Below are 24824 nucleotides of genomic sequence, written 5' to 3'. Positions count from 1 at the left end.
CGGTGGGAATCTCTCAACGTAACGATTCAGTTGGCTCTAAGCTTGACCTTGCTGACTGTTTTGGGGTGACTTCAAATCATGAATCGGCAGGACTTACAACGTCTATCTCGCCTTCGATCGCGCGAGGCGAAAATGTTGCTCGAGCGAGGCAGCTATGCTGGAAGCTACTACCTCATGGGATATGCCGTCGAATGTGCCGTAAAGGCAGCGATAGCCAAACAAACTCGCCGTTACGACTTTCCTAATAAGCGTTTGGCTAATGAAAGCTTCTCCCATGATCTCAAGTCTTTACTTCAAACAGCTGGAATTTGGACCGCTTTCGAGGCCGCAATGAGAGCAAATGAAATGCTCCAATTAAACTGGGCTGTTGCAAAAGACTGGAATGAAAGTTCAAGATATATTCTCTCTATTTCCGAAGGTCAGGCTCGAGACCTTTATTCGGCATGTACATCACGAACCCACGGGTTGCTCAAATGGCTCAAGAATTATTGGTAGGCGAGTACCTTACTTCCGACATGATCAATTCTGGTGCTGCGCTTATCACGGCGCTCGATAGACTAAATCTAATGGTTAAAGGTGCCTTTTGGCTCCTGCTTCCGGATCAGAAAAATTGGCGCCTCGTTATTGCCTCTCCTGAAGTTCGCCTTCATGGTCCCAAGGCTGTGTATCGAAAAATAACAATGGCTATTAAGAAAATTCCTCGAAATATAACGCCAGTTGGAATGAAGGACGTTTCGGTAGTAGAGGATAAAAATCCAATTTTTCTGATGATTCGAACGGTTATTTCTACCGGACCTGGTATTTCAGGTATTCGGTTCAGTCGTAATGTTATAAATGGTCAATTAGTTGAAGATGCATATATATATCGAGCAATTCATTAAATTATTTTAGAGGATGTTTTATGTTTAAAATTATGATTATGATTTATTAATATTGTTCGACTTATGCATTTGTCATACTATCTATCTGGTGCGCCATCGGCCCGTATATTTTATGATTCGCTTATTGTTTTAGTTGATATTTGGCTAATTCTATCGCGATCCTTATGTATGGCCAAGATTGATTAATAATAGAGGTTTTGCTTAATTATTCGACTGTTTTGATTTTTCAGTACTTTTTAGTCAATCTGGATTCAATTGCGCGAACTGACAAGTAAATTGGCACGCTCTTGGTCTCTGTACTGACTAAAGACTGCTTCGGCCCCCCGGCTAGACTTCCCTCGGTGGCTGTTCTTTCGAGGGTCTGATGCGTGAGGAATCGGTGGCTTCACCGGACAGTACGGCGATTCGGGTGGCGTTGTGGCGGGCGCTGCATCTGGAGGTGGATGCGCCGCCGCCGGTGTTCCGGGACGAGGTGGGGCTGCGGCTGGCGGCGCCGGAGGCGGGGTGGCGGGAGCGGCCGGACATGGGGCCGTTCACGCGGCCCTTCCGGGCCTCCATCCTGGCGCGGGCGCGGTTCATCGAGGACTGGGTGGAGGAGCAGGCGGGCCGGGGCGTGGCGCAGTACGTGCTCCTGGGCGCGGGGCTGGACACCTTCGCCCAGCGCCGGGCCGATCTCGCCGCCCGCATGACCGTCTTCGAGGTGGACCAGCCCGGACCCCAGGCCTGGAAGCGCCAGCGGCTGCTGGACCTGGGCTACGGCCTCCCGGCCTGGCTGCGGCTTGTGCCCGTGGACTTCGAGGCCGGTGACGGCGAGTGGGAGCGGCTGGCGGCGGCGGGCTTCGACCCGGCGCGGCCGGCGGTGGTGGCCTCCACGGGCGTGAGCATGTACCTCACCCGGGAGGCGGTGGCGGCCACGCTGGGCTGGGTCGCGGCCCTGGCGCCGGGCTCCACGCTGGTGATGTCCTTCCTGGTGCCCCTCGAGCTGGCCGATCCCGGGGTGCGCCCGGGCATGGCGCGGGCCATGGAGGGCGCGCGGGCCAGCGGCACGCCCTTCCTCAGCTTCTTCGACCCGCCGGAGCTGGTGGCCCTCGCCCGCGAGGCCGGCTTCCACGAGGCGCGGCACGTCTCCTCCGGCACCCTGGCCCAGCGCTACTTCGCAAACCGCACCGACGGCCTCCGCCCCCCCAACCCCGCCGAAGAGCTGCTGGTGGCCACCACCTGAGGATCGAAGGCCCAGGCGACCCATCACCGCCGCGCTTCGCGCCCATCTGCGTCCTTCGCGATCCTTCCGGATCGAGGCCGGCCGGTCACCGGATGCCGGCCCGTACGAATGATCCGACGGCCGGATGAAGGGTGGACACCCCATTGATTCCGTTCGAAGATACTTTCCCATCACCCCTGGCGAACCGGGTGTGAGCCTGCATCCCAGCGGGGCGCCTGATCCAAAGTCCGGCCTTGTCCTAGTTCCCCCACGGAGTCCACGTGTCGAATCTTTCCAAGATCCAGGATTTCTTCACCGCCTACGCAAGCAGGAATGTCCCGGCCGTGAAGGACGCCATGTCCGAAGACATCATCTGGCGCATTCCCGGCCACCACCCCCTCGCAGGCGACAAGCGCGGAATTCCTGAAGTGCTTGCGTTCTTCGACCAGCTTGGCAAAGCCGCCTTCCAAGCCCAGCCCATCGTCGTGGTGGAACAGGGCGATTTCGTCGTGGATCACCACCGCGGATGGAGCACGGCCGGGTCGGGCCTTGACCTGATGTGGTGCCTCGTCTTCCGGTTTGAAGACGGGAAGATCAAAGAGGTCACCAACTTTTGCGAAGATCAGCACAAAGCGGATCTCTTTTTCCATGAGATCTACAAGCTCAAGCCGATTCCGGAGCGCCTGGCCTGACGTGATCGACGACCACTCCCGCCTTCATTCCCACTCGGCCCAACCTCACGCCCAGCCCGCACCCCACCGGCATGGCCTTCCGTTCTCTCTTGCCTTCCCGCTTCCTTGGCTCCGCTCGCCATCCCGGCGCAGGCGGGGCCGGTTGGCTTCATTCGCTTGGCAGCACGACAACTTGAGGGGTGATCCATGGTGACCAAGGGTGGCAAGTCCAAGGCTCCGTCGGGCCCGTCTTCCCGGGTCGGTGAGGCCATCCGGTCCATCGGAGGCTGGCGCGCCGACACGCTGGCCGAGGTCCGCCGCCTCATCCATGAGGCCGTCCCCGCCATCGAAGAGGATTGCAAGTGGGTCAAGCCCACCAATCCCCTGGGCGTGCCCACCTGGTCCTGCGGCGGGATCATCTGCACGGGTGAGGCCTACAAGCAGGTCGTGAAACTGACCTTTGCGCGAGGTGCATCCCTGAATGACCCCGATGGCCTTTTCAACGCCAGCCTGGGGGGAGGCACCCGCAGGGCCATCGACCTTCGGGAGGGGGAGACCCTTGATGCCAGGGCCTTCAAGGCCCTGCTCCAGGCCGCCGTGTTGGCAAATCAACGGTTGTGTGCCGAATAGGCGCTGTCATGGATCACCTCCACCCGATGCCGCTCAAGGACACCGTCCCACCCCCGCGTCGACGGCTCGTGCTCGTCTCCGGCGCGCCGGGTGCCGGCAAGACGACCCTCGCCGTGCCGCTCGCGGCAGCCCTGGGCTGGCCGCTCTTCTCGAAGGACTTCCTCAAGGAGACGCTGGTGGAGGCGCTGGAGGGCCCGAGCCAGGAGCTTGCCTATTCCCGCCAGCTGGGTGGGGCGGCGATGGAGCTGCTCTGGAAGCTCGCCGAGTTCGCGCCAGCCGCGGTGCTCGAGGCCAACTTCCGGCCCCACAGCTCCCATGAGAGGGAGCGGCTCTGTGCCCTCACGGCAGAGGTCGTCGAGGTGTTCTGCGACTGCGGAGCCGCGGAGTCGGCGCGCCGATTCGCCCTTCGCGCGGCCGCCGGTGCGCACGCGGCGCATCCGCTCCGCGAGCTGTCGCCGGACCTGCTCAAGGAATACGACGGCCCGGTCGGAGCGGGCGTGGTGATCCGCGTCGACACCTCGATGCCGGTGGACATCGCCTCGCTGGCCAGCCAGGTGAAGGCGGCCTTCGCTTCAGCCGGGGACCCTCCCTCCAGCGACGCCCACTGACCGCTCGCTTGACCCGGACTCCGCCTGCACGGCCTCTCGTTCTCTCTCATCCTCCCGCTTCCTCGGCTCTGCTTGTCGCCTCGGTGCAGGGGCGTCCAGCGGTCGCCTCATTCTTGGCATGAATCGGGCTAACGGCCATCACCCAGGAGGACCCATGCGAGCCCTGTCACTTCCTTCGATGCTTCTGATCCTGGTGTCTGTCGGCTGTACCCCGCCTTACCTAATTCCTTACAATCCATCAGATCCAATCGCCGTTCAGAGCATGGCCCGCGAGGAGATCAGAACCCTCCCCTTATCACCGGATGTGGCATTTGGCAGCCTGACTGAGGCGCTTCTCAACATGAAATGCCGGATCACGGCCTCTGATTCGGCCAATGGATTGTTGTCCTTCGAGCAGAAAACAACCTACCGGTTCCAGGGCAATCCCTGGATCTCGACCAAAGAAGGCACGCTGCACATCACGAAGCAGGGGACCTCGGTCCAGGTTCACCTGTTTCTCAGGGGGCACCCCACGACGGCCCGGGACTCGCAGCTCGCCCCAGAAGAGTACCGCCGCTTTCTTGACGAGCTCCAGGCCGCGTTGAAGTAGCTCTTCCGCTTCCGCAGTTCCGCTCCTCTTCCCGATGCAGCCGTGGCCGGCCAGCCACCCTCGTCAGGCTTTCCCAAGTCCAACCTTCCTCGTGCCAGAACCTTTACCCGATCCCGAAAGGGGGCTCCATGAGGGCACTCAACATCCTCACGTATGTCATGTTCGGCCTTCTCTTTTTCCAGGGCCCAGGCACATGGGCTCAAAAGAGTCCCCAGCCGCATACCTTGACCCTCCAGGGGGCGTACGACACCACCTTCTCAAAGCTGCTGGTGGCCCTTGTCAACAACGACTCCATCATCCTCACCGCGAACCAGCAGGTCGGTGTCATCAGCTTCCGGAATCAATCTGAAGATGCTCCAAACAACGCACGGAAACATGTGAACGTTCTCGAAGGAACCATTCTGGTCAAAGCGCAAACCCCGCACTCCACGGTCCTCCAAGTCAAGCTGACCCTTGCCTGGCAGGAAAGTTATGTGACTCAAGGAACCTACCGCACGGGGGTTCAAAAAGAGGCCGATGACGGCTGGTACAAGGGCTTTCTTGACATGCTCTCGAACTCGCTTGCGCACCCGAATGAGTGATTTTCGGGCCTGACCTTACGCTCCATCCAGACCCCGCCTGTACGGCCTTCCGCGCGCTCCCATCTTCCCGCTTCCTCAGATCCGCTCGTCGCCTCGGTGCGTTCAGGGCCGGTCAGCCGCTCTCATGAAGCCTTCGACATGGATTTTCTTCACTCACCCGGGGGAAGCGCATGCCTCTGAACGCAAGCAACATCCTGCTTTTCATCGCAGGACTATTGGCGCTAGCCAAGGTGCTGTCCACCCTCTGGCTGGTCCGCCAGGAGGAGGCCGAACGCGTGCTCGGTTCTCCGTCGGGGCGGTGGATCTACTACACCGGCAAGGTCACGCCTGCGTTGTTCCTTGTGACGCTGGCGGTTCGTTCCTGGCTTGGAGGGGATCCCTCCGGAGCCAGGAACTACCTCTTTCTCCTCGTTGGTGTCGGGGTTGTCGCGATCTACGTGACACGGCTGCGAAAAGCGGGAAAGTGGTTCGGATTCGCCCATCAGCTCAAGCGCAAGGCCAAGACCCCCGCTCAACCCTGATCACCTGTCCTCAAGGGTCATCCGGGCCCTTCAGCGCTGAGACCGCGTCGACCCCGAACCTACTCCGCCCGCAGGGCCTCGATGGGATCCAGCCCGGCGGCCTTCCTCGCGGGCAGCACGCCCGCGGCGGCGCCCACGGCGAGGGTCATGAGGAGGGCCGCGGCCACGGCTTCCGGCGGCGTCGCCAGGGGCAGGCCGGGCACGATCGTCCGGAGGACCGCCTGCACCAGCACGCCGAAGGCCAGTCCGCCCACGCCTCCGCCCACCGCCAGCAGCACCGCCTCGAGGAAGAAGAGGGCCTGCACCGTGGCGCCGTCCACGCCCAGGGCCCGGAGGAGGCCGATCTCGGCGGTGCGCTCGTGCACGGAGATCCACATCACCGTCAGGATCCCCATGGCGCCCACCACGAGGGAGATGGCGGCGATGGCGGTGACGGCCAGGGTCACGATGCCGATCACGCGCCCGAAGACATCCAGCATCTCGGTCTGCGTGGTGAGGGTGAAGTCCTCCTCGCCGCGGTGCCGGGCCATGAGGGTGGCCTTGATCTGGCCCGTCAGGGCGGGGATGCCCTCGCTGGTGGAGGCCAGCAGGTCGATCTCCTGCAGCTCCGCCAGGTTGAACAGGCCCATGGCCGTGCCCACGGGGATGTAGGCGGTGTCGTCCAGGTCGAAGCCCAGCAGCTGGCCCTTGGGCTCCATGACGCCGATGACGACGAGGCTCTCGGAGCCGATGCGGATCCGCTGGCCCAGGGGCGAGGCGGTCCCGAAGATCTCCCGGGCCAGCTTGGGCCCCAGCACCGCCAGCGAGGCCCGGCGGCCGGGGTCCAGGGGCGGGAGGAAGCTGCCCTGGGCCGTGCCCACGCCCCAGGCGCGGGGCAGCTCGTGGTTGACGCCGTAGATGTAGACGCTGCGGCCCCGCCCGCCGAACTCCACCCGCCCCTGGCCCATGGCGACTGGGATCACTGCCTCCACGCCCGGCAGGCGGCGGAGGGCCTCCGCATCCTCCGGCGTGAGCAGGTGCGTGGTGCCGCCGAACACGCCGGGCAGGCCCATGGTCTTCACCTTGCCGGGATTGATGGCCAGCAGGTTGGTGCCGAACTGGCTGAACTGGGACACGATGTACTGCCGCGTGCCCTCCCCCAGCGAAGTGAGCAGCACCACCGCGGCCACGCCGATGCCCACGCCCAGCACCGAGAGGGCGGAGCGCAGCCGGTGGCCGGCCACGGCCCCGAGGGCGAAGCGGAGGAGCTCGGCGGAGGGCAGCAGGAGCATCCTCACCTCCGCGCCAGGGCCGCGATGGGGTCGAGCTGCGTGGCCCGCCGGGCCGGCCACACGCCGAAGCCCACGCCCACCAGGAAGGAGAGGGTCACGGCCGCGCCCACGGCCCAGAGGGGGATGGCCACGGGGAAGTCCGGGTAGGCGAGCGCCAGGAGGCCCACGCCGGCGCCGCCCGCCGCCAGCCCCGCCGCGCCACCCAGGGCCGCCAGGATCACCGCCTCGGCCAGGAAGGCCAGGAGGATGCGCGGGGCCGGGGCGCCCAGGGCCTTGAGCAGGCCGATCTCCGCGCGCCGCTCGGTGACGGATACGAGCATGACATTCATGATCCCCACGCCCGCCACCACCAGGGAGACCGAGGCGATGCCCGCCAGCGAGAGGGTGAGGACCCGGAGGATGGCGGAGAAGGAGGCGAGCATGGCGTCCTGGGTGTAGACGGTCACGTCCTCGGCCCGGTGGCGGTTCTTCAGCAGGGTGAGGACCTCGGCCTTGGCCTGGTCCATCTCGGCGAAGATCCGCACCTCGGCCACGATGCGGAAGAGGCTGGTGCGGTTGAACAGCCGCATGGCGGTGCGCACCGGAATGAAGGCCGCCTCGTCCAGGTCGAAGCCGAGCATGGACAGGCCGCGGGGCGCGAGGACGCCCACCACGCGGAAGCGGTCCGGGCCCACGCGGACCACCTGGCCCAGGGGGTTCTCCCCGCGGAACAGCTCCTGGGCCACCTTCGTGCCGAGGACGATCTCCGTCCCCGAGCGCTCGGGATCGCCGGAGGGCAGGAAGGAGCCGGCGGCCAGGCGGAGGCGGCGGATCTCCTGGTAGTCGGCGGTGGTGCCTAGGATGGGGGCCGAGCGGCCCAGGTCGCGGAAGCGCAGCGTCTCGGTGGCCACGGCGATGGGCGCGGCGCAGCGCAGGCGGCCCAGCCGGGCGAGGGCGGCGTGATCCTCCAGGGTGAGGTCGTGGGTGACGCCGCCGAAGGGCACGCCCCCGGTGGTCTCCACCTTGCCCGGCAGGATGATGACCAGGTTGGACCCGAGGGTGGCGAACTCGTCCACGATGTAGCGCCGGGCGCCTTCCCCCAGGGCCGTGAGCGCGAGGACCGCCGTGATCCCGATGGCCACGCCCGCCACCGAGAGCGCGGTGCGCAGCCGGTGGCCCCGGAGGGCGCCCACGGCGAAGCCGAGCAGGTCGAGGAAGGCCATCTAGGCCTCCCCGGCGGGCGCGTCCGCCAGCACCCCGTCCGCCAGGTGCACCACCCGCTTCGCCCGGGCGGCGAGCAGGGGGTCGTGGGTCACCACCACCAGGGTGAGCCCCTGCCGGTTCATGGCCTCCAGCACACCCATCACGTCCTGGGCCGAGGCGCGGTCCAGGTTGCCCGTGGGCTCGTCGGCCAGCACCACGGCGGGGTTCATGACCACGGCCCGGGCGATGGCGACCCGCTGGCGCTCCCCGCCCGAGAGCTGGTCCGGCCGGTGCCCGGCCCGCGGGAGGAGGCCCACGGAGGCGAGGGCCTGGGCCGCCCGCGCCTTCCGCTCCTCGCGGGGGACGCCGCCGAACAGCATGGGCAGCTCCACGTTCCCCTGGGCGGTGAGCCGGGGCAGAAGGTGGAAGAACTGGAAGACGAAGCCGATCCGCGTCCGGCGCAGCAGCGATCGCTCGGCTTCCGGCAGCGCCACCACGTCCCGGCCCTCGAAACAGTAGCGGCCCTGGCTGGGGCGGTCCAGGCAGCCCAGGATGTGCAGCAGCGTGGACTTGCCGGATCCCGACGGGCCGATGAGCGCCACGTGCTCGCCGGGGGCGATGGTGAGGCTGACGTCCCGCAGGGCATGGACCACGCCCTCCCCCACCGGGTAGGTGCGCCACACGCCCTGCAGCTCGATCATGGCCCCTCCCGGCGCTGATCCTGATCCTGGGCCTGGGCATGGGCACGGGCTCCGGCGCGGATGGCGGTGGAATCCCGCACCGTGACCACTTGATCCCCCGCCGCGAGGCCCGAGAGGACCTCCGTGAACTGCCAGTTGCGCAGGCCGGTCTTCACCGTGCGCTCCGCCAGGCGACCGCCCTCGAGCACCAGCACCTTCCCGCCTTCGGCGATGGCCGCGGTGGGGATGCGGAGCACGCCATCCCGGCGGGCCACGATCACCTCCACATCGCTGGAGGTGCCGGGCAGGAAGCCCTGGGCGGACCAGGGATCCAGGGGCGACACCTCGACCTCCACCGTGCGGTTCTGCTCCTGGACATCCAGGACGTACGGGGCCACGCGGTCGAGGCGGCCCGCCAGCTTCTGGCCGGGGTGGGAGTCCACGGCGATCCGCACCGGCATCCCGGCCTTCACCCGCTGGGAGTCCACCTCGTCGATGGGTGCGCTGACGTAGAGCGTGGCTGGGTCGAAGAGGTCCAGCACCGCCGGGATGGGGATGCCCGTGGGCGAGGGCGTGATCCACTCGCCCACCTCGCCGGAGCACTCCGCCACGATGCCCGCGAAGGGCGCGCGCAGCTGGGTGAGGGCGAGCTGGGCCCGGGCGAGCCGCACCTGGCTGCGGGCCTCCTCCAGGGCGGCGCGCAGGGCCTGGCAGGTGGCGATGGCGCGGTCGCGGGCGCTCTGGAGGGCGTCCAGGGCCTGGGGACTGAGGACACCGTCCCGGCTCAGGGCCAGGCCCCGGGCCAGCTCCTTCTCCGCCAGGTCCGCGGCGAGGCAGGCTTCCCGCGTGCGCGCCTCCGCGGTGCGCACCTGGTCCTCCGCCAGGTTCAGCGCGGCCCGCTGCACCGAGTCCTCGATCTGGAGGAGCAGCTCCCCGGCGGCCACCCGGCTGCCCTTGCGGTGGGGCAGGGCGGTCACCACGCCAGGGATCTGCGGCGAGAGCTTGGCCCGGCGGTGGGCCTTCACGGTGCCGGCCCGGGTGTTGGCGACGATCTCCTCCACCGGCCCCGCCTCGGCGCGGGCGACCTTCACCTCCAGGCTCGGCTTCCGGAGGAGCCACGCCACGAGAAGGACCGCCCCGGCCCCGATCGCGAGGAGGACGGCGGCCCAGCGCGGCACCTTTCGCATACGCACCCATTCTAGGTTCCGCGCGCGGCCCAGGTAGGGGCGATCAAAGGCCCTCGAGGGCGGTGGACCCCGGGTTCACGCCTCCAGGCGCCGGTAGACCTCCGGCCGGCGGTCCTTGAGCGCGGGGAACCGCGCGCGCCAGGCCCGCAGCGCCGAAAGGTCGAGGTCGCCTACCACCAGTCCTTCGGCGGCGTCGCCCTTGGCGATGACCTCGCCGAAGGCGTCGTGGAGCGCCGAGGCGCCGGGGTAGTCGAGGCCGGCTCCGTCGCGGCCCACGCGGTTGGCGCCGCAGATGGCCATCTGGTTCTCGATGGCGCGGGCGGCGAGCAGCGTGGACCAGGCGGCGATGCGGCGCACGGGCCAATTGGCGGGGATGAAGACCACTTCGGCGCCCTTGGCGGCCAGGGCGCGGAAGGGTTCGGGGAAGCGCAGGTCGTAGCAGATCTGCAGGCCGCAGGGGATGCCATCCACCTCGAACCGGGGGCAGTCCTCGCCGCCGCTGTAGTGCTCGTGTTCCTCACCGTAGGAGAAGGGGTGGATCTTGCGGTAGGCCGCGACGAGGGACCCGTCCGGCGCGGTGGCGAAGGCCGCGTTGCGGGGGTGGGGCGTGTGGGCCTCCACTGCGGAACCCACCAGGTAGAGGCCGAATTCGCGCGACAGCGCCGCCACGGCCTCGGTGGTGGGCCCGGGAAGGGCCTCGGCGAAGGGCTCCGGCGCCATGGTGAAGCCCAGGGTGAACAGCTCCGGGAACACCGCCACCCGCGCGCCCGCACGGGCCGCCTGCTCCACGAAGCCCCGGGCCCGGGCCAGGTTCGCGGCCGGGTCCTGCCAGACCGTGTCCTGCTGGACGAGGGCGACGCGGAGGGAGGCGGGGCGCATGGCCTGATCCTACCCGATCGCCGGCGCCGCTCCGCGCCCGGGGGCGATACGCTGGAACCGGAGCCGATCGGGCTCCCGGATGGATGGGCGCGTGGAACAGGTCTGGAAAACCCCTCCCTCGGTCGAACGGCTGACGGCCATGTGCGCGGACACGGCGGTGTCGCACCTCGGCATCGAGTTCCTGGAAGTCGGGGATGACTTCATCCGCGCCCGGGTGCCGGTGAATGCCACCACCCGTCAGCCCATGGGCCTGCTGCACGGGGGCGTCTCCGTGGTTCTCGCCGAGACCATCGGCTCTTGCGGCGCGGCCTTCGCCGTGCCGCCCGGCCACCAGGTGGTGGGCCTGGAGATCAACGCCAACCATCTCCGCAGCCTGACCTCCGGGTGGGTCATCGGGACCGGCCGGCCGCTGCACCTCGGCCGCTCGACTCAGGTGTGGCAGATCGAGCTGGCTGACGAGGCGGGCCGGCCCACCTGCATCTCGCGGCTCACCATCGCGGTGCTCCCGCCCCGCTGAGCCAGGTGGCGATCAGCGGAAGCGGGCCGGATCCAGGGGGCCGCCCCCGCTGCGGTCCATGAACCGCTGGGCCGCCAGGGCGCCCACGGCGAGGCCGCTGGTCATGCCGTGGCCGCCGAGGCCGGCGGACCAGAACAGGCTCGGATTCCAGGGATCCCAGCCGATGACGAAGCGCCGGTCCGGCGCGAAGGTGCGCAGGCCCGTCCAGTAGCGGGTGACGGGCCGATCCGCCAGGTCCGGCGCCAGCTCGCGCAGGCTGGCGTAGAGATCCTCCAGCACGGCTGGGTCCGTGTCCGGCTGGCGTCCGCGCGGCGGCAGGGGCACGGCCACCTCTTCGCAGGGGCACATGAGGACGCCGCCGCTCTCGGGCCGCAGGTAGAAGGGGCGGTCCACCCACCAGGCCCAGGGTTCCCGCTGGGGATGGGCGGCACCGCTCCACACCAGGGAGCGGCGCAGGGGTGTGAAGGCGATCTGTGAGCCCGCCTGGCGGCCCAGCTCACCGGCCCAGGCGCCGGCGGCGATGGCCAGCGTCTTCGCGTGAAGCGGCCCGCGGTCCGTGTCCAGGTCGAAGCCGTCCTCCGTGCTCCGGATGCCGGCCACCGCGCAGCTGAAGCGCAGGTCCACGCCGCCGGCCCGGGCGCCCTCGGCGCAGGTCTGCAGCAGGCCCGCGGCGTCGATGACCCCGTCGCCGGGGATGGCCAGGTGCTCGGCGGCCCGGAGGCCGGGCAGGGGGATGCCCGGGCCGCGGTGGACCTCCACGCCATGACGGGCGGCCTCGGCCTCGAAGGCATCCAGGGGGCCGCGCGTCACGCTCACCAGGAGTCCGCCGCCGACGGTCATCAGGCCCGCCTCCGCCAGGCGCCGGCGTCCTTCCACGGTGAGGGCCGTGTGCTCGTCGCGGCCCGTCAGGGACCGGGCCACGGCGGCGTTGTGGCCGCTGGCGTAGGTTCCGGGCTGGTCCTCCCGATCCAGGAGGACGATGCCCCGCTGGCCGGCCCGGGCCAGGTGGAAGGCCAGGCTCAGGCCGGCGATGCCGCCGCCGATGATCGCCACGTCCGCGGTTTCAATCGTGCCCATTCGTCCATCGTAGCGCCGATGCGCGCCGGATCTCGGTTTGGCGATCCGGCGGAGCCCCGCCGCTGTGACCAGCGTCAACCTTTTCATGTTGCCACACGGGTGGAGGGCCTATGATGGGATCCATCCGGAGGTTTCTCCGTGCGGACGATCCTGCGCGCCATCCTGGCCGTCGCGCTGCTCCTGGGCGGCGTGGGCGGAGACTGGGTGCTGGCGGGCGACCGGACGGCGGCCCAGCCCCATGAGTGCTGCTGCGGAATGATGCCCGGCGGCATGGACGACTCCTGCCCCTGCCCAAAGCCCGAGGGAAACCGCACACCTCAGCGCGGCGCCTGCGCCGAGCGCCAGGTGGTCGTCGCCCCGGCGGCCCGCCGGGCCGAGCAGGGCGCCCGCCGGACCGAGCCCCGGCCCGAGCCGGCCGGCTGGGCCCGGGCGGCCTCTGAAGCCGGCACCATCGTTCGTTCCGTCTCTGCCGACGGCGGCCGCGACCCGGACCTGGGGCGGCACCTGGCGCGGTTGAACACGTTCCGGATCTGATCCGGGATTGAGTGAAGCTCTGCCTGCCCGTGGGCAGGCCGTTCCTCTTTCCCGTTTCCGGAGATCCCCATGCGCACACTGCTGCGCCTGGCCCCGGCCCTGGTGCTCGCCGCGCCGGCCCTGGCCCAGGTTCCCATCCACCATCCATCCACCTCCACGCCGACCGCGGAAGCCGACCCGGTCCTGGCGGGCCTCCTGGCCGAGGCCTTCGGGAAGCATCCAGACGTCCAGAGGGCCGAGGCCACCGTGCGCATGGACCAGGAGCGCATCCCCCAGGCGGGCGTGCTGCCGGATCCCACCCTGTCCCTGGGCCTCCAGAACGACGGCTTCAACGGCCTCCAGATCGGGAAGATGGAGACCAGCTTCTACAGCGTGGCCTTCACCCAGCCCTTCCCCTGGCCGGGCAAGCGCGGTTTGCGGAAGGAGGTCGCCGCCGCCGGCGTCGGCGTGTCGGAGGCCACCCGCAGCCGCGTGCAGATGAGCCTGGAGGCCGATGTGCGGCGCGGCTACGCGGCCCTGCTGCTGGTGCGCGGCCAGAAGGAGCTGCTGGTCCAGCAGTCCGTCTTCCTGGAGCAGGCCGAGCGCTTGGCCCTCACCCGCTACGAGGTGGGGCAGGGCAGCCAGGGCGACCTGCTGCGCGCCCAGCTCGAACTCACGCGCCTCAAGCAGGCGACGTGGGCTCTGGAGGCGGAGGAGCGCGCCACCCTCGCCGGCCTGAACCGTCTGCGCCAGCACGACCCCGCGGATCCCATCCCCACCACGGCGGCGCTGGCGGACCTGCCGGAGCCCGCCCCCCTCACGCCGGAGCAGGTCGAGGCCCGCAGCCCCGAGCTGGCGGGCGCCCGGGCCAGCGTCCGGCAGACCGAGAAGCTGCTGGAGCTGGCCAAGCTGGATCGCCGCCCGGATTTCGCCGTCACCGCGGGCATCATGCCCCGGGGCAGCCTGGACCCCATGTGGCAGGTGGGCGTGAGCATCTCCCTCCCCATCTACGGCCGCCACAAGCAGCAGCGGGCCGTGGCGGAACATGAGCACCACCGCCTCGGCCAGGGCGCCGAGGTGGAATCCGTGCGCACCCTCCTGCGCCAGCGGACCGAAGAACGGGCCATCCAGATCGAGACCCTGCGCCGCACCCGAGACCTTTACCGCGAGGGCCTCCTGGTGCAGAGCGAGGCCACCTTCAAGGCGGCCCTCGCCCAGTACGAGGCCGGCCGCGCGCCCTTCCTCGGAGCCCTCGAAGCCCTCAACGGCTGGGTGGGCGATCAGGGCGCCTACCTGCAGACCCTGGCCCAGCTCCAGGCCCAGCACATCGCCCTGGGCGAAGCGGCCCTCGGCGCCACGCCGTCCATCACTGGCGGCGCGTTGGCCTCGGCCAGCCTGTCCGCCGGAGCCGCCGCGCCCACTGCCTCGAAAGCCTCCGCCAAAGCCCCGGGCCAGGCCCAGGACAGCGGCCCCGCCATGTCGAAGATGTAGGAGATCCCCCCATGACCACCGAACGACCTGATTTCGATTCCCCGGCGCCGGCCCGCGCCCCGCGTCTCCGCACCCTCGGCCTGGTGGCCCTGGGCCTCGTCGCCGGCATCGGCGGCACGTTGATGCTGCGGCCCACCCCGAAGCACGACCACGAGCACGAGGCCGCCAGCGCGACGGCGCCCAAGAAGCAGATGTACCAGTGCCCCATGCACCCCCAGATCATCCAGGACCACGCGGGCAACTGCCCCATTTGCGGCATGGACCTGGTGCCCATGGAAGGCGAGGCCCCCAAGGACAGGGGCAAGATCGTCTACTACCGCTCGCCCATGAATCCGAGCCAGACCTCCCCGGTGCCCACGAAAGACGAGATGGGGATGGACTATGTCCCCGTCTACGAAGGCGATCTGAAGGGCGAAGGCGCGGGGATCGAGTCCCACGCCACGGTGAAGATCGACCACGAGCGCCAGCAGCTCATCGGCCTCCGCACCGAGAAGGTGGTGGAGGGGACCGTCAGCGGCGAGCTGCGGGCCCTGGGCCGCGTGGTTATCGACGAGACCCGCGTCCGCAAGGTGAACGTGAAGGTGGAGGGCTTCGTGGAGAGGCTCTTCGTGGACTTCGTCGGCAAGCCCGTGGCCAAGGGCCAGCCCCTGTTCAGCCTCTATGCCCCCGAGTTCGTCAGCGCCCAGCGGGAGTACCTGCTGGCCCTGAAGACCCAGAAGGCCCTGTCCGGTGGTTCGCTGCAGGCCAGTGGCGGCGACCTGCTGGAGTCCGCCAGGCGGCGCCTCCTGCTCTGGGACGTGCCCGCCGAGGCCATCGACCGCCTGGAGAAGACGGGCGAAGTCCAGCGGGCCCTGACGCTGCGCAGCCCCATCTCCGGCATCGTGACCGCGAAGAACGTGGTGGAGGGCGCGCGGCTCACGCCGGCGGACATCCCCTTCGAGATCACGGACCTGAGCCGCGTCTGGGTGCAGGTGGACGTCTACGAGGCCGAGCTGGGCCGCGTGAAGGTGGGCCTTCCCGCCGAGCTCACCGTCCAGGCCGCCCCGGGCAAGACCCTCAAGGGGCGCATCGCCTTCGTGGATCCCGTCATGGATCCCAAGACCCGCACCGCCCGGGCCCGCCTGGAGTTCCCCAACCCCGGCGGCCTCCTCAAGCCGGAGATGTTCGGCGACGTGGTGATCCACGGCCCGGGCCGCAAGGGCCTGCTCATCCCCCTGGATGCGGTGCTGGACGCGGGCACCACTAAGGTGGCGTTCGTGTCGCTGGGGGACGGCAAGTTCGAGCCCCGCGAAGTCACCACCGGCGCCACGGTGGGGGAGCAGGTGGAGATCCGCTCCGGCCTGGCGGCCGGGGACGAGGTCGTCGTCCGCGCCAACTTCCTGGTGGATTCCGAATCCCGCCTCAAGGCCGCCCTGGCCCACATGAGCCAGAAGAACGCCCAACCCGGGGCCCCCGCGGGCGCCTCCCAGCCGGCCCCGTCCGGCCACCAGCACTGAGGGGGCCGAGATGAGCGGAACCACGGCCTACGATCCCGAACACCCGACCTTCCTCCAGCGGATCATCCGCTTCTCGGCGGAGAACCGCTGGCTGGTCATCGCCGCCTCGGCGGTGCTGCTGGCCATGTCCTTCTGGACCATGCGGAACATCCCCCTGGACGCGCTGCCGGACCTCAGCGACACCCAGGTCATCGTCTACAGCAAGTGGGACCGGAGCCCCGACATCGTCGAGGACCAGGTCACCTACCCCATCGTCACCAGCCTGCTGGGGGCCCCGAAGGTGAAGGCCGTGCGAGGCCTCTCGGACTTCGGGTTCTCCTATGTCTACGTGATCTTCGAGGACGGCACGGACATCTACTGGGCCCGCAGCCGGGTGATGGAGTACCTCTCCAAGATCACCGCCAACCTGCCGCCGGGGGTGCAGACCTCCCTCGGCCCCGACGCCACCTCCGTGGGCTGGGTCTACCAGTACGCCCTGGTGGACCGCAGCGGGAAGCACAGCTCGGACGAGCTGCGCTCCCTCCAGGACTGGTTCCTCCGCTACGGCCTCCAGAGCACGCCCGGCGTGGCCGAGGTGGCCACCGTGGGCGGCCAGGCCCGGCAGTTTCAGGTGCAGGTCGATCCCAACAAGCTGGCGGCCTACCGCATCCCCATCGAGTCCGTCATCGGGGCGGTGAAGGGGGCCAACGCGGAAGTGGGCGGGCGCCTCGTCGAATACAGCGGCCGCGAGTACATGGTCCGGGGCCGGGGCTACGTGAAGGCCACGAAGGACCTGGAGTCGGCGGTGCTCAAGGCCGAGAACGGCACCCCCGTGCGCCTGGGCGACGTGGCCACCGTGACCCTGGGGCCCGAGATGCGTCGGGGCCTCGCGGACCTGGACGGCCAGGGCGACGTGGTGGGCGGCATCGTGGTCATGCGCCAGGGCGAGAACGCCCTCAACGTCATCGAGCGCGTGAAGGCCCGGATCGTCGAGCTGAAGCAGGGCCTGCCCGAAGGCGTGGACGTGATCACGGTCTACGACCGCTCTGAGCTGATCCACAACGCCATCAAGACTGTGAAGCACAAGCTCATCGAGGAGATGATCGTCGTCTCCATCATCATCCTCATCTTCCTGTGGCACGTGCCCTCGGCCATCGTGCCCATCATCACCATCCCCGTGAGCGTGGCGCTGGCCTTCATCCCGATGTACGGCATCGGGCAGAACGCCAACCTCATGAGCCTGGCCGGCATCGCCATCTCCATCGGCGTGCTGGTGGACGGCGCCATCGTGGAGGTGGAGAATGCCTACAAGAAGATCGAGAAGTGGATCGAGGCCGGAAAACCCGGCAGCTTCCACCACGTGCGGTTGGAGGCCCTGATGGAGGTGGGCCCCTCCGTCTTCTTCTCCCTGCTGGTGGTGGCGGTGAGCTTCATGCCCATCTTCACCCTGCTGGACCAGGAGGGCCGCCTCTTCAAGCCCCTGGCCTACTCCAAGAACCTGGCCATGGCCATCGCCGCCATCCTGGCGCTCACGCTGGACCCCGCCATGCGCATGCTCTTCGCGCGGGTGGAGCCCTTCATGTTCAAGCCGAAGTGGCTGGCCTGGACCTTCACCCAGCTCGCCGTGGGCAAGTACTACGCCGAGGAGAAGCACCCTATCAGCGTCTTCCTCCACCGGATCTACGAAGGGCCCTGCCGCTTCGTGGTGAAGCACGCCAAGGCCACCATCGCCGTGGCCGTCCTGATGGTGGCGGCCACCATTCCCGCTTTCATGAGCCTGGGCAGCGAGTTCATGCCTCCCCTCAACGAGGGCACGATCCTCTACATGCCCTCGACCCTGCCGGGCCTCAGCCAGACCGAGGCCCAGCGCATCCTCCAGGTGCAGGACCGCCTCATCCGCACCGTGCCCGAGGTGGAGCGCGTCTTCGGCAAGGCCGGCCGCGCCGATACGGCCACGGATCCGGCGCCCTTCTCCATGATGGAGACGGTGATCGTCCTCAAGCCCGAAGAGCAGTGGCGCGCCAAGCCCCGCTGGTTCAGCGCCTGGGCGCCCGACTTCCTCAAGGCCGCCCTGCGTCCCATCTGGCGGGACCGCATCACCGAGGAGGAGATCGTGGCGGACCTGGACCGCGTGGTGCGGCTCCCGGCCATCCCCAACGCCTGGACCATGCCCATCAAGGCCCGCCAGGACATGCTCTCCACGGGCATCCGCACGCCCGTGGGCCTCAAGATCAACGGCGCGGACCTGGCGACCATCGAGAAGGTGGCCGTGGACGCCGAGCGCATCCTCGCCGGCGTGCCGGGCACTCGCAGCGCCTTCGCGGAGCGCACGGCCCAGGGCTACTTCCTGGACTTCGTGCTCAAGCGCGAGCAGCTCGCCCGCTACGGGCTCAGCGTCGAGCAGGCCAACATGCTGGTGATGACCGCCATCGGCGGCGACAACCAGAGCACGGTCTTCGACGGCCGGGCCCGCTACCCCGTGAACGTCCGCTACGCGCGCGACTTCCGCGAGAGCCCCGACGCCCTGAAGCGGGTGCTCATCCCCACGCCCAGCGGCGCCATGATCCCCATGGAGGAAATCGCGGACCTCACCTGGGCCAACGGCCCCGCCATGATCCGCGACGAGAACGGCCAGATGAACGGCTACGTGCTGGTGGACTTCGACACGTCGAAGTTCGACGTGGGCACCTACGTCCACCACGCCAAGGCCGCCGTGGAGAAGGACCTCAAGCTCCCGCCGGGCTACAGCCTCACCTGGTCGGGGCAGTACGAGAACATGATCCGCGTGAAGGAGCGGCTGAAGGTCATCCTGCCCATCACGCTGGTGCTGATCTTCGGCCTGCTCTACGCCAACACCAAGAGCGCCTTCAAGGCCTCGGTGGTGATGCTGGCCGTGCCCTTCAGCGCCATCGGCGCCTTCTGGCTGCTGTGGGCCCTGGGCTACAACATGAGCATCGCCGTGTGGGTGGGCCTCATCGCCCTCATGGGACTCGATGCGGAAACCGGCGTGTTCATGCTGCTCTTCCTGGACCTCAGCCACGACGAGGCGAAACGGGAGGGCCGCCTGAACACCACCGGCGACCTGGTGGAGGCCATCATCCACGGGGCCGTGAAGCGCGTGCGGCCCAAGGCCATGACGGTCTTCGCGGCGTTCATGGGCTTGCTGCCCATCATGTGGAGCACGGGCACCGGCGCCGACGTCATGAAGCGCATCGCCGCGCCCATGGTGGGCGGACTGGCCACCAGCTTCCTGCTGGAGCTGCTGGTCTATCCGGCCATCTACTACCTCTGGAAGCGCAGGGAGGTGGTGGAAGGGCCCGTCACGCCCGCGCCCGCGCCGCAACTGGCCTGAGCCCATGAAGCAGGTCCCTTATCCAACCCCGACTCTCCTTCCTGCCAGAGAATCCGGCGCCGAGCTCCTGGCGCCGGCTCCGGGCCGGAGGGGATGGCGTCCCGCGGGACGCCACCGGCACCGGCGCCGCCCCGTTCTGGAGGGTTCAGGGCGCCGCCGGCGCCGGCCTTGGGGAGGCTCCGCCTTCCTTTCCTCCATCTCCCTCCCCGGCGGCCCCGCGAACGGCCCAGGTTCCGCCGGTCCTGAATGGGCCATCATCCGAACAAGGACCTTCCCATGCTCAACCTCCTGCTCACCCTGGCCGTCGCGGCCGCGCCGCACGCCAAGCCCGCCACCAACACCAAGTGCCCCGTCCTCGGCGGCAAGGTGACCGAGAAATCCAAGACCGTGGCTGTTCGCGGCCAGGAATACCGCCTCTGCTGCGGCGGCTGCGACGCCCAGCTGCTCAAGGATCCCGACAAGTACCTCGAGAAGGACGGCACCCCGAAGAATGCGAAGAAGCCCTAGGCGCGGACCCGGCGCCCCCGCGACAGGCCGCCGCGGGGGCGCCCGCCCTGATCGGGACGGATGGACGGATTCATGGTTTCTGGCAGAAATCCAGCGCCAGGGCGCAGAGGGCATTCACCCCCACCACGAGGGTCTCGTCGTTGAAGACGTAGTTGGGCGCATGGATCGGGACGACATCGTGCCCAGGCTGGTCCTTGCCGATGAAGAGGAAGAGCCCGGGAATGTCCTGCTGGTACAGGGAGAAATCCTCCGCCCCCATTCCACCCGGCGTGGCATCGGTGAGCGTGATCGGCGGCTCGGCCAGTCTGCCCAGGACCTGGGCTGCCCAGGCCGCGAGGGTTTCATCGTTGTTCACGGGAGGCATGATCCGGTGGTAGGTGATCTGATGGGTCGCCCGGGCCGCGCGGGTGATCCCCTGCACGACTTCCTCGATGCGGGCCTGGAGGTGGTCCCGCACGTCGGGGTGGTAGGCCCTCACCAGCCCTTCGATGACGACGGACTTCGGAATGATGTTCACGGCCGTGCCACCGTGGATCCGGCCGATGGTCAGCAGGGCCGGCTTCAAGGGGTCGATCTCGCGGCTCAGGATCTTCTGGAGTCCGGTGATCACCTCCGCGGCGATCACCACGGGATCCACCGCCAGGTGCGGCCAGGCGCCGTGCCCGGGGCTTCCGATGATTTCGACGCGGAAGGTGTCGCTGGAGGCGAGCACGGGGCCCGCCTTGATGGCGATGACTCCCTCCTCGAGGTCATGCCAGTTGTGCAGGTGTATGATCGCGTCCACGTCGGGATTCTTCAGGCCCCCGGCCCGGATGATGGCAGCCGCCCCGCCGGTTTCCTCCTCCGAGGGCTGAAAGATGAATTTCACGTTTCCATGCAGCCGGTCCCTGTGCTTGGACAGCACGGTGGCCGCCCCCAGCACGAAGGTCATGTTGCCGTCGTGGCCGCAGCCGTGGAACACGCCCGGATGCTCGGATGCGTAATCCACACCCGAGCACTCCGTCATGGCCAGGGCATCCAGGCAGGCACGCAGGGCGAGGGTCGGTCCTGCCTGCTCTCCTCGAAGCAGGGCGACGACGCCCGTTCCCGCGACGCCCCTGGTGACGTCCAGGCCCAGGTTTTCCAGGTAGTCGGCCACGTACGAGGCCGTCTTGGTTTCCTGGAACCCGACTTCCGGAATCCGGTGCAGAGCCTTGCGGGTGCCGACCAAGTCATCTTTGATCGAGGTGATCGTAAAGTCCGACGGGTTCAAGGGCATCTCTCCTCCATGGATGCGAGGCGATCCTAACGGAGCGAGAAGGGGTGGATACAGATACACAACATTGAAAATATGTTGGGTACACTTTCCAAGGTCTGGGCCGGCCTCCATGCGGCTTCCTCCCAGCGCAGCTTTGGCGGATGAACAGGAAGGCTTTCCATGGCGCTTCACACCGGCGATCCCCTCTATCTCGCCCTGGCGTCGGAATTGCGGTCTGCCATGGAGGAGGGGCGGCTCGCACCCGGCGCCCGCCTGCCGTCCATCCGGGAGACCGCGACCATGCGCCGGCTCAGCATGAACACCGTGCTCGCGGCCTACCGCCTCCTGGAAACCCGGGGACTGGTCGAGGCCAAGCCCCACTCCGGGTACTTCGTGAAGGCACAACTCCCCATCACGGAAGGGAGGCCGCTGCGGCAGGCGGGACGTGCCCGGGAAACCGAACTGGCCGTCTTGGATCAGATCACCGCCGTCATCACGGCCCAGGCCCTTCCCGGCACTGTGGATCTTTCCTTGGCGTGCCCCCGGCTGGGTCCCTGGTACCCCGGCGAGAAGCTCGGGAGGATCACCAGCAGGCTCCTCCAGCAGCGTCCCGAGCTGATCACCACCTATTCGCTGCCGCCGGGGCCTCCGCTCGTGCGGGATCAGATCGCGCGGCACGCGCAAACCCTCGGGATGAAGCTGGACCCGGATCGTGTCGTGCTCACCAACGGCTGCCTGGAGGCCCTCCAGATCGCCCTCCGCGGGGTCACCCGGCCGGGCGACACCGTCGGCATCGAGTCGCCCACCTACTTCAGCCTTCTCCCGCTCCTTGCGGAACTGGGACTCAAGGCCCGGGAACTCCCCACCCACCCCGAGACCGGCCTCGTCCTGGGCACGCTTGAGGCGCTCCTCTGCGAGAAGCGTCTCGCCGCTGTCATAGCCATGCCGAACATCCACAACCCCATGGGCAGCATCATGCCCCTGGCCGCGAAGAAACGGCTCGCGGCGCTGGTGAACCTCCACAAGGTGCCGCTCATCGAGGATGCGATCTACGCAGAGCTGCAGTTCCGCGCCCCGCTGGAACCCGCGGTAAGGGCCTTCGATGCGGATGGCTGGGTGATCGTCTGCTCCTCCTTCAGCAAGACGCTGGCGCCGGGATTCCGCCTGGGGTGGCTGGAGGGAGGCCGCTTCCACCGGGAGCTGGCCCAGATCAAGTTCGCATCGTCGGTGGCGCAGCCGGCCCTCCTGGCCGAGGCCGTTGGCGTGTTCCTGGAATCAGGCGGTTACGAAGCGCACCTGCGGCATTTGCGCCGCGCCTATGCGATCCAGATGGACCGGCTGCGCGGGCTGGTCGCCGATCACCTCCCCGCGGGCACCCGGGCCACCTCGCCCGCGGGCGGGTACCTCCTTTGGGTCGAATTGCCGGAAGGCTGCTCAGCCCAGGGCCTTTTCCAGAAAGCCCTGGCTGAGATGATCACCGTGACCCCCGGCAACCTCTTTTCCCCGTCCGGACGCTACGACCGCTACCTCCGCCTTTCCGCCTGCTACTCGCTGGAAGGTCCATTCACGCGGGCGCTCTCGACTCTGGGTCGATTGGCCAGGGAACAGCTGGCATCCGCGCGCGGATGAGCCGGGCGGATTAGACTGAAGGCCGATCCACTGGAGGTTCCATGATCCATGCCGCCCTGCTCACCCTCGCCGTCCTGGCCGCCCCCGCGCCCCAGAAGGCCAAGCCCGCCGTCAACACCAAGGATCCCGTCTGCAAGATGACGGTGGATGCGAAGTCCGCCGCCGTCGCCGTCCGGGGCCGCGAGTACCGCGTGTGCAGCAAGTACTGCGGCGAGGCCCTCCTGAAAGATCCCGACAAGTACCTGGACAAGGACGGCTCGGTGAAGGCCGAGAAGAAGTAGTCCCAATCTCGACCCGGAGGGCCCGGACGCGCAAGTGCGCGCCCGGGCCTTTTCGTGGCTGCACAAGTGCTGTGTCGGTAATAATTGGTCAAGCAAAACAAAAATAGTCGAAAAATTAACACAACTTAACCACCGGGAGTAGCATCGTGGCCCCAGGTCGGTTGGACACCCCGACCCTCCTTTCGCCTGGAGGTCCCATGCGCTCCGTGGTCCCCTTCCTCCTCCCCGCCTGCCTGCTGGCCGCGCCCGCGGACCAGGCCCGCACCGATGCCCTGGTCCGCGAGGCCCGGGGGCACCTGACGGCGCGGGCCCATCAGATGGGCCTGGGCCCGCAGGCCGGCTTCACCTTCCGGAACCTCGTCTCCGACGCCCTTGGCGAGGACCACGTCCGGCTCGACCAGACCTACAAGGGCGTGCCCGTGTTCGAGGGCGAGGCCATCGTCCACTTCCGGAACGGCCGGGTGCGGGCGTTGACCGACGACCTGGTGCGCGGCCTGGCTCTCAGCGTGGAGCCCACCCTGGGCCGGGCCGAGGTCCTGGCGGCGGCCCACAGGGCCCTGGCCCCCCGCGGCGCCTACGCCTACGAGCCGACCGCCACCCTGGTCGTGGCGGGCCTCGAGCCGGACGGTCCCGGCCGGGCCACGCGGTACGTCCTGGCCTACCACGTCCACACGGAGCTCGAGAACGGGGCCCAGGAGACCAAGCACACCGACTTCCTGGTGGATGCCCACACGGGCCGGATCCTGGAATCCTGGGACACTCTCCGGACCGCCGGGACCACCGGCACCGGCCAGTCCCAGTGGTACGGGACCGTGAGCCTCAGCACCAACAGCACCGCCACCGGCTACGAACTGCGGGATATGACCCGGGGCACGGGCGGCACCTTCGGCAACAACGTGACCACCAACCTGCTCAATGGCACCTCCGGCACGGGCTCGATCTTCACCGACGCCGACAACGCCTGGGGCGATGGGCTGCAGTACAACGGCACGGCGGGCATGAGCGCGAACGCCCAGACCGCGGGGGTGGACGGCCACCGGGGCATGCAGGCCACCTGGGACTTCTACCTGAACGCCTTCAGCCGGGACGGCATCGACGATGCCGGCCGGGCCACCTTCAGCCGCATGCACTACAGCAGCCAGTACGACAACGCCTTCTGGTCCGACAGCTGCTTCTGCATGACCTACGGGGACGGCCAGGTGGGCGGCTCCGTGGGCGAGGCGGATCTGGACACGGCCGGCCACGAGATGAGCCACGGCGTATGTTCCGCCACCGCCAACCTCATCTACCGGAAGGAGTCCGGGGGCCTCAACGAGGCCAACTCGGACATCTTCGGCACCCTGGTGGAGTTCTACACCCTCAACAACGCCACCGGCAGCTTCATCCCCAGCACGGCGGGCCCCGGCCCCATCACCGCCAACTACAAGCTGTTCGAGAACAGCTGGGGCCATGGCGGCACGCCCCTGCGCTGGATGTACAAGCCCAGCCTCGACGGCCGCAGCCCGGACTTCTACAGCAAGACGCTCGGCCGGCTGGATGTCCACTACAGCTCCGGCGTGGCCAACCACTTCTTCTTCCTCCTGGCCCATGGCAGCCAGGTGGATGACCTCTCCGGCAACATCGCCTCGCCCATGACCAATGACGTCACCGGGATCACCGGCCTCGGCAACGACAAGGCCGGCCGCATCTGGTACCGGGCCCTCACCGTCTACATGACCAAGCGCACGGACTATGCCGGCGCGCGCGTGGCGACCCTGAGCGCGGCCGCGGACCTCTATGGAGCCTCCTCCACCGAGTACGCCACCGTGAACACCGCCTGGCTGGCCGTGAACGTGAAGTAGCCGCTTAGAGTGCCTAACAAAAC

The 24824-nt window shown here is 68.1% G+C and carries 25 protein-coding genes; 18 read left to right on the top strand and 7 right to left on the bottom strand.

Annotated features, from left to right (window positions below):
• The first annotated feature begins 132 nt into the window (after positions 1-132).
• From MLE42_RS11655 to MLE42_RS11615, 9 genes are all read left to right on the top strand, one after another.
• Positions 133-495 (top strand): hypothetical protein, encoded by a 363-nt coding sequence (locus MLE42_RS11655; protein WP_243288052.1) that lies wholly within the window; start codon positions 133-135, stop codon positions 493-495.
• Positions 444-881 carry a hypothetical protein gene (locus MLE42_RS11650; protein WP_243288051.1) on the top strand — a complete coding sequence of 146 codons (438 nt, stop codon included), beginning with the start codon at positions 444-446 and terminating at the stop codon, positions 879-881. The genes MLE42_RS11655 and MLE42_RS11650 overlap by 52 nt, the downstream gene beginning before the upstream one ends.
• Before the next feature lie 364 nt (positions 882-1245).
• The gene (locus MLE42_RS11645; RefSeq protein WP_243288050.1) at positions 1246-2103 is read left to right on the top strand and encodes a class I SAM-dependent methyltransferase; all 858 of its coding nucleotides are present in this window, start codon (positions 1246-1248) and stop codon (positions 2101-2103) included.
• 260 nt (positions 2104-2363) lie between these two features.
• Complete coding sequence (locus MLE42_RS11640) at positions 2364-2774, top strand: nuclear transport factor 2 family protein (protein WP_243288049.1); 411 nt, start codon at positions 2364-2366, stop codon at positions 2772-2774.
• A 186-nt stretch (positions 2775-2960) separates the two neighbouring features.
• Positions 2961-3383, top strand: a complete 423-nt coding sequence (locus MLE42_RS11635; protein ID WP_243288048.1) for a DUF1801 domain-containing protein — start codon at positions 2961-2963, stop codon at positions 3381-3383.
• Positions 3384-3391: 8 nt separating this feature from the next.
• Positions 3392-3991 carry a P-loop nucleotide/nucleoside kinase family protein gene (locus tag MLE42_RS11630; RefSeq protein ID WP_243288047.1) on the top strand — a complete coding sequence of 200 codons (600 nt, stop codon included), beginning with the start codon at positions 3392-3394 and terminating at the stop codon, positions 3989-3991.
• 154 nt (positions 3992-4145) lie between these two features.
• Positions 4146-4580 (top strand): hypothetical protein, encoded by a 435-nt coding sequence (locus MLE42_RS11625; RefSeq protein WP_243288046.1) that lies wholly within the window; start codon positions 4146-4148, stop codon positions 4578-4580.
• 128 nt (positions 4581-4708) lie between these two features.
• On the top strand, positions 4709-5161 hold the full coding sequence (locus MLE42_RS11620) for a hypothetical protein (protein ID WP_243288045.1): 453 nt from the start codon (positions 4709-4711) through the stop codon (positions 5159-5161).
• Between the two features lie 170 nt (positions 5162-5331).
• The gene (locus MLE42_RS11615; protein ID WP_243288044.1) at positions 5332-5682 is read left to right on the top strand and encodes a hypothetical protein; all 351 of its coding nucleotides are present in this window, start codon (positions 5332-5334) and stop codon (positions 5680-5682) included.
• A gap of 59 nt (positions 5683-5741) precedes the next feature.
• Here MLE42_RS11615 and MLE42_RS11610 read toward each other — a convergent pair whose 3' ends face one another.
• The 5 genes from MLE42_RS11610 to MLE42_RS11590 all read right to left on the bottom strand — a co-directional run bounded on the left by MLE42_RS11610 (position 5742) and on the right by MLE42_RS11590 (position 10881).
• Complete coding sequence (locus MLE42_RS11610) at positions 5742-6953, bottom strand: ABC transporter permease (protein ID WP_243288043.1); 1212 nt, start codon at positions 6951-6953, stop codon at positions 5742-5744.
• Positions 6954-6955: 2 nt separating this feature from the next.
• Positions 6956-8155, bottom strand: coding sequence for an ABC transporter permease (locus MLE42_RS11605; protein WP_243288042.1), 1200 nt, complete (start codon positions 8153-8155; stop codon positions 6956-6958).
• On the bottom strand, positions 8156-8836 hold the full coding sequence (locus MLE42_RS11600) for an ABC transporter ATP-binding protein (RefSeq protein ID WP_243288041.1): 681 nt from the start codon (positions 8834-8836) through the stop codon (positions 8156-8158).
• Positions 8833-10002: an efflux RND transporter periplasmic adaptor subunit gene (locus MLE42_RS11595; RefSeq protein ID WP_243288040.1), complete on the bottom strand. Its 1170-nt coding sequence runs from the start codon at positions 10000-10002 to the stop codon at positions 8833-8835. Before MLE42_RS11595 ends, MLE42_RS11600 begins: the two co-directional genes overlap by 4 nt.
• A gap of 75 nt (positions 10003-10077) precedes the next feature.
• Positions 10078-10881 carry a nitrilase-related carbon-nitrogen hydrolase gene (locus MLE42_RS11590; protein WP_243288039.1) on the bottom strand — a complete coding sequence of 268 codons (804 nt, stop codon included), beginning with the start codon at positions 10879-10881 and terminating at the stop codon, positions 10078-10080.
• 139 nt (positions 10882-11020) lie between these two features.
• Between MLE42_RS11590 and MLE42_RS11585 the strand changes: the two genes are divergently transcribed.
• A complete protein-coding gene (locus tag MLE42_RS11585; RefSeq protein WP_275975893.1) occupies positions 11021-11398 on the top strand; it encodes a hotdog fold thioesterase in 378 nt (125 codons plus the stop codon).
• A gap of 12 nt (positions 11399-11410) precedes the next feature.
• Here the strand turns inward: MLE42_RS11585 and MLE42_RS11580 are convergent, their stop codons facing one another.
• Positions 11411-12475, bottom strand: coding sequence for an NAD(P)/FAD-dependent oxidoreductase (locus MLE42_RS11580; RefSeq protein ID WP_243288037.1), 1065 nt, complete (start codon positions 12473-12475; stop codon positions 11411-11413).
• A gap of 138 nt (positions 12476-12613) precedes the next feature.
• Between MLE42_RS11580 and MLE42_RS11575 the strand changes: the two genes are divergently transcribed.
• The 5 genes from MLE42_RS11575 to MLE42_RS11555 all read left to right on the top strand — a co-directional run bounded on the left by MLE42_RS11575 (position 12614) and on the right by MLE42_RS11555 (position 19813).
• Positions 12614-13009, top strand: a complete 396-nt coding sequence (locus tag MLE42_RS11575) for a hypothetical protein (protein ID WP_243288036.1) — start codon at positions 12614-12616, stop codon at positions 13007-13009.
• Between the two features lie 69 nt (positions 13010-13078).
• The gene (locus MLE42_RS11570; RefSeq protein ID WP_275975876.1) at positions 13079-14479 is read left to right on the top strand and encodes a TolC family protein; all 1401 of its coding nucleotides are present in this window, start codon (positions 13079-13081) and stop codon (positions 14477-14479) included.
• An 11-nt stretch (positions 14480-14490) separates the two neighbouring features.
• Complete coding sequence (locus tag MLE42_RS11565) at positions 14491-15975, top strand: efflux RND transporter periplasmic adaptor subunit (RefSeq protein ID WP_243288035.1); 1485 nt, start codon at positions 14491-14493, stop codon at positions 15973-15975.
• A 10-nt stretch (positions 15976-15985) separates the two neighbouring features.
• Positions 15986-19306 (top strand): efflux RND transporter permease subunit, encoded by a 3321-nt coding sequence (locus tag MLE42_RS11560; protein WP_243288034.1) that lies wholly within the window; start codon positions 15986-15988, stop codon positions 19304-19306.
• Between the two features lie 276 nt (positions 19307-19582).
• Positions 19583-19813, top strand: a complete 231-nt coding sequence (locus tag MLE42_RS11555; protein ID WP_243288033.1) for a hypothetical protein — start codon at positions 19583-19585, stop codon at positions 19811-19813.
• A 70-nt stretch (positions 19814-19883) separates the two neighbouring features.
• Here the strand turns inward: MLE42_RS11555 and MLE42_RS11550 are convergent, their stop codons facing one another.
• The gene (locus MLE42_RS11550; protein ID WP_243288032.1) at positions 19884-21071 is read right to left on the bottom strand and encodes a M20 metallopeptidase family protein; all 1188 of its coding nucleotides are present in this window, start codon (positions 21069-21071) and stop codon (positions 19884-19886) included.
• Between the two features lie 159 nt (positions 21072-21230).
• On the opposite strand from MLE42_RS11550, the gene MLE42_RS11545 reads away from it, so the two are divergent.
• The 3 genes from MLE42_RS11545 (at position 21231) to MLE42_RS11535 (ending at position 24801) form a co-directional block, all read left to right on the top strand.
• A complete protein-coding gene (locus tag MLE42_RS11545; protein ID WP_243288031.1) occupies positions 21231-22679 on the top strand; it encodes an aminotransferase-like domain-containing protein in 1449 nt (482 codons plus the stop codon).
• Positions 22680-22720: 41 nt separating this feature from the next.
• The gene (locus tag MLE42_RS11540) at positions 22721-22960 is read left to right on the top strand and encodes a hypothetical protein (RefSeq protein ID WP_243288030.1); all 240 of its coding nucleotides are present in this window, start codon (positions 22721-22723) and stop codon (positions 22958-22960) included.
• Between the two features lie 197 nt (positions 22961-23157).
• Positions 23158-24801 carry a M4 family metallopeptidase gene (locus MLE42_RS11535; protein ID WP_243288029.1) on the top strand — a complete coding sequence of 548 codons (1644 nt, stop codon included), beginning with the start codon at positions 23158-23160 and terminating at the stop codon, positions 24799-24801.
• The last annotated feature ends 23 nt before the right edge of the window (positions 24802-24824 follow it).

It is taken from the genome of Geothrix terrae (assembly GCF_022808775.1).
GTDB classification, from domain to species: domain Bacteria; phylum Acidobacteriota; class Holophagae; order Holophagales; family Holophagaceae; genus Geothrix; species Geothrix terrae.
This window is presented reverse-complemented; position numbering and strand designations above follow the sequence as displayed.

Bases quoted from the DNA above. Each gene is read 5' to 3' on its own strand.
- MLE42_RS11585 (WP_275975893.1), top strand. From the start codon at position 11,021: ATGTGCGCGGACACGGCGGTGTCGCACCTCGGCATCGAGTTCCTGGAA.
- MLE42_RS11655 (WP_243288052.1), top strand. From the start codon at position 133: ATGTTGCTCGAGCGAGGCAGCTATGCTGGAAGCTACTACCTCATGGGA.
- MLE42_RS11635 (WP_243288048.1), top strand. From the start codon at position 2,961: ATGGTGACCAAGGGTGGCAAGTCCAAGGCTCCGTCGGGCCCGTCTTCC.
- MLE42_RS11600 (WP_243288041.1), bottom strand. From the start codon at position 8,836: ATGATCGAGCTGCAGGGCGTGTGGCGCACCTACCCGGTGGGGGAGGGC.
- MLE42_RS11535 (WP_243288029.1), top strand. From the start codon at position 23,158: ATGCGCTCCGTGGTCCCCTTCCTCCTCCCCGCCTGCCTGCTGGCCGCG.
- MLE42_RS11595 (WP_243288040.1), bottom strand. From the start codon at position 10,002: ATGCGAAAGGTGCCGCGCTGGGCCGCCGTCCTCCTCGCGATCGGGGCC.
- MLE42_RS11550 (WP_243288032.1), bottom strand. From the start codon at position 21,071: ATGCCCTTGAACCCGTCGGACTTTACGATCACCTCGATCAAAGATGAC.
- MLE42_RS11590 (WP_243288039.1), bottom strand. From the start codon at position 10,881: ATGCGCCCCGCCTCCCTCCGCGTCGCCCTCGTCCAGCAGGACACGGTC.
- MLE42_RS11615 (WP_243288044.1), top strand. From the start codon at position 5,332: ATGCCTCTGAACGCAAGCAACATCCTGCTTTTCATCGCAGGACTATTG.
- MLE42_RS11545 (WP_243288031.1), top strand. From the start codon at position 21,231: ATGGCGCTTCACACCGGCGATCCCCTCTATCTCGCCCTGGCGTCGGAA.
- MLE42_RS11570 (WP_275975876.1), top strand. From the start codon at position 13,079: ATGCGCACACTGCTGCGCCTGGCCCCGGCCCTGGTGCTCGCCGCGCCG.
- MLE42_RS11555 (WP_243288033.1), top strand. From the start codon at position 19,583: ATGCTCAACCTCCTGCTCACCCTGGCCGTCGCGGCCGCGCCGCACGCC.
- MLE42_RS11630 (WP_243288047.1), top strand. From the start codon at position 3,392: ATGGATCACCTCCACCCGATGCCGCTCAAGGACACCGTCCCACCCCCG.
- MLE42_RS11610 (WP_243288043.1), bottom strand. From the start codon at position 6,953: ATGCTCCTGCTGCCCTCCGCCGAGCTCCTCCGCTTCGCCCTCGGGGCC.
- MLE42_RS11625 (WP_243288046.1), top strand. From the start codon at position 4,146: ATGCGAGCCCTGTCACTTCCTTCGATGCTTCTGATCCTGGTGTCTGTC.
- MLE42_RS11645 (WP_243288050.1), top strand. From the start codon at position 1,246: ATGCGTGAGGAATCGGTGGCTTCACCGGACAGTACGGCGATTCGGGTG.
- MLE42_RS11560 (WP_243288034.1), top strand. From the start codon at position 15,986: ATGAGCGGAACCACGGCCTACGATCCCGAACACCCGACCTTCCTCCAG.
- MLE42_RS11565 (WP_243288035.1), top strand. From the start codon at position 14,491: ATGACCACCGAACGACCTGATTTCGATTCCCCGGCGCCGGCCCGCGCC.
- MLE42_RS11620 (WP_243288045.1), top strand. From the start codon at position 4,709: ATGAGGGCACTCAACATCCTCACGTATGTCATGTTCGGCCTTCTCTTT.
- MLE42_RS11540 (WP_243288030.1), top strand. From the start codon at position 22,721: ATGATCCATGCCGCCCTGCTCACCCTCGCCGTCCTGGCCGCCCCCGCG.
- MLE42_RS11605 (WP_243288042.1), bottom strand. From the start codon at position 8,155: ATGGCCTTCCTCGACCTGCTCGGCTTCGCCGTGGGCGCCCTCCGGGGC.
- MLE42_RS11580 (WP_243288037.1), bottom strand. From the start codon at position 12,475: ATGGGCACGATTGAAACCGCGGACGTGGCGATCATCGGCGGCGGCATC.
- MLE42_RS11650 (WP_243288051.1), top strand. From the start codon at position 444: ATGTACATCACGAACCCACGGGTTGCTCAAATGGCTCAAGAATTATTG.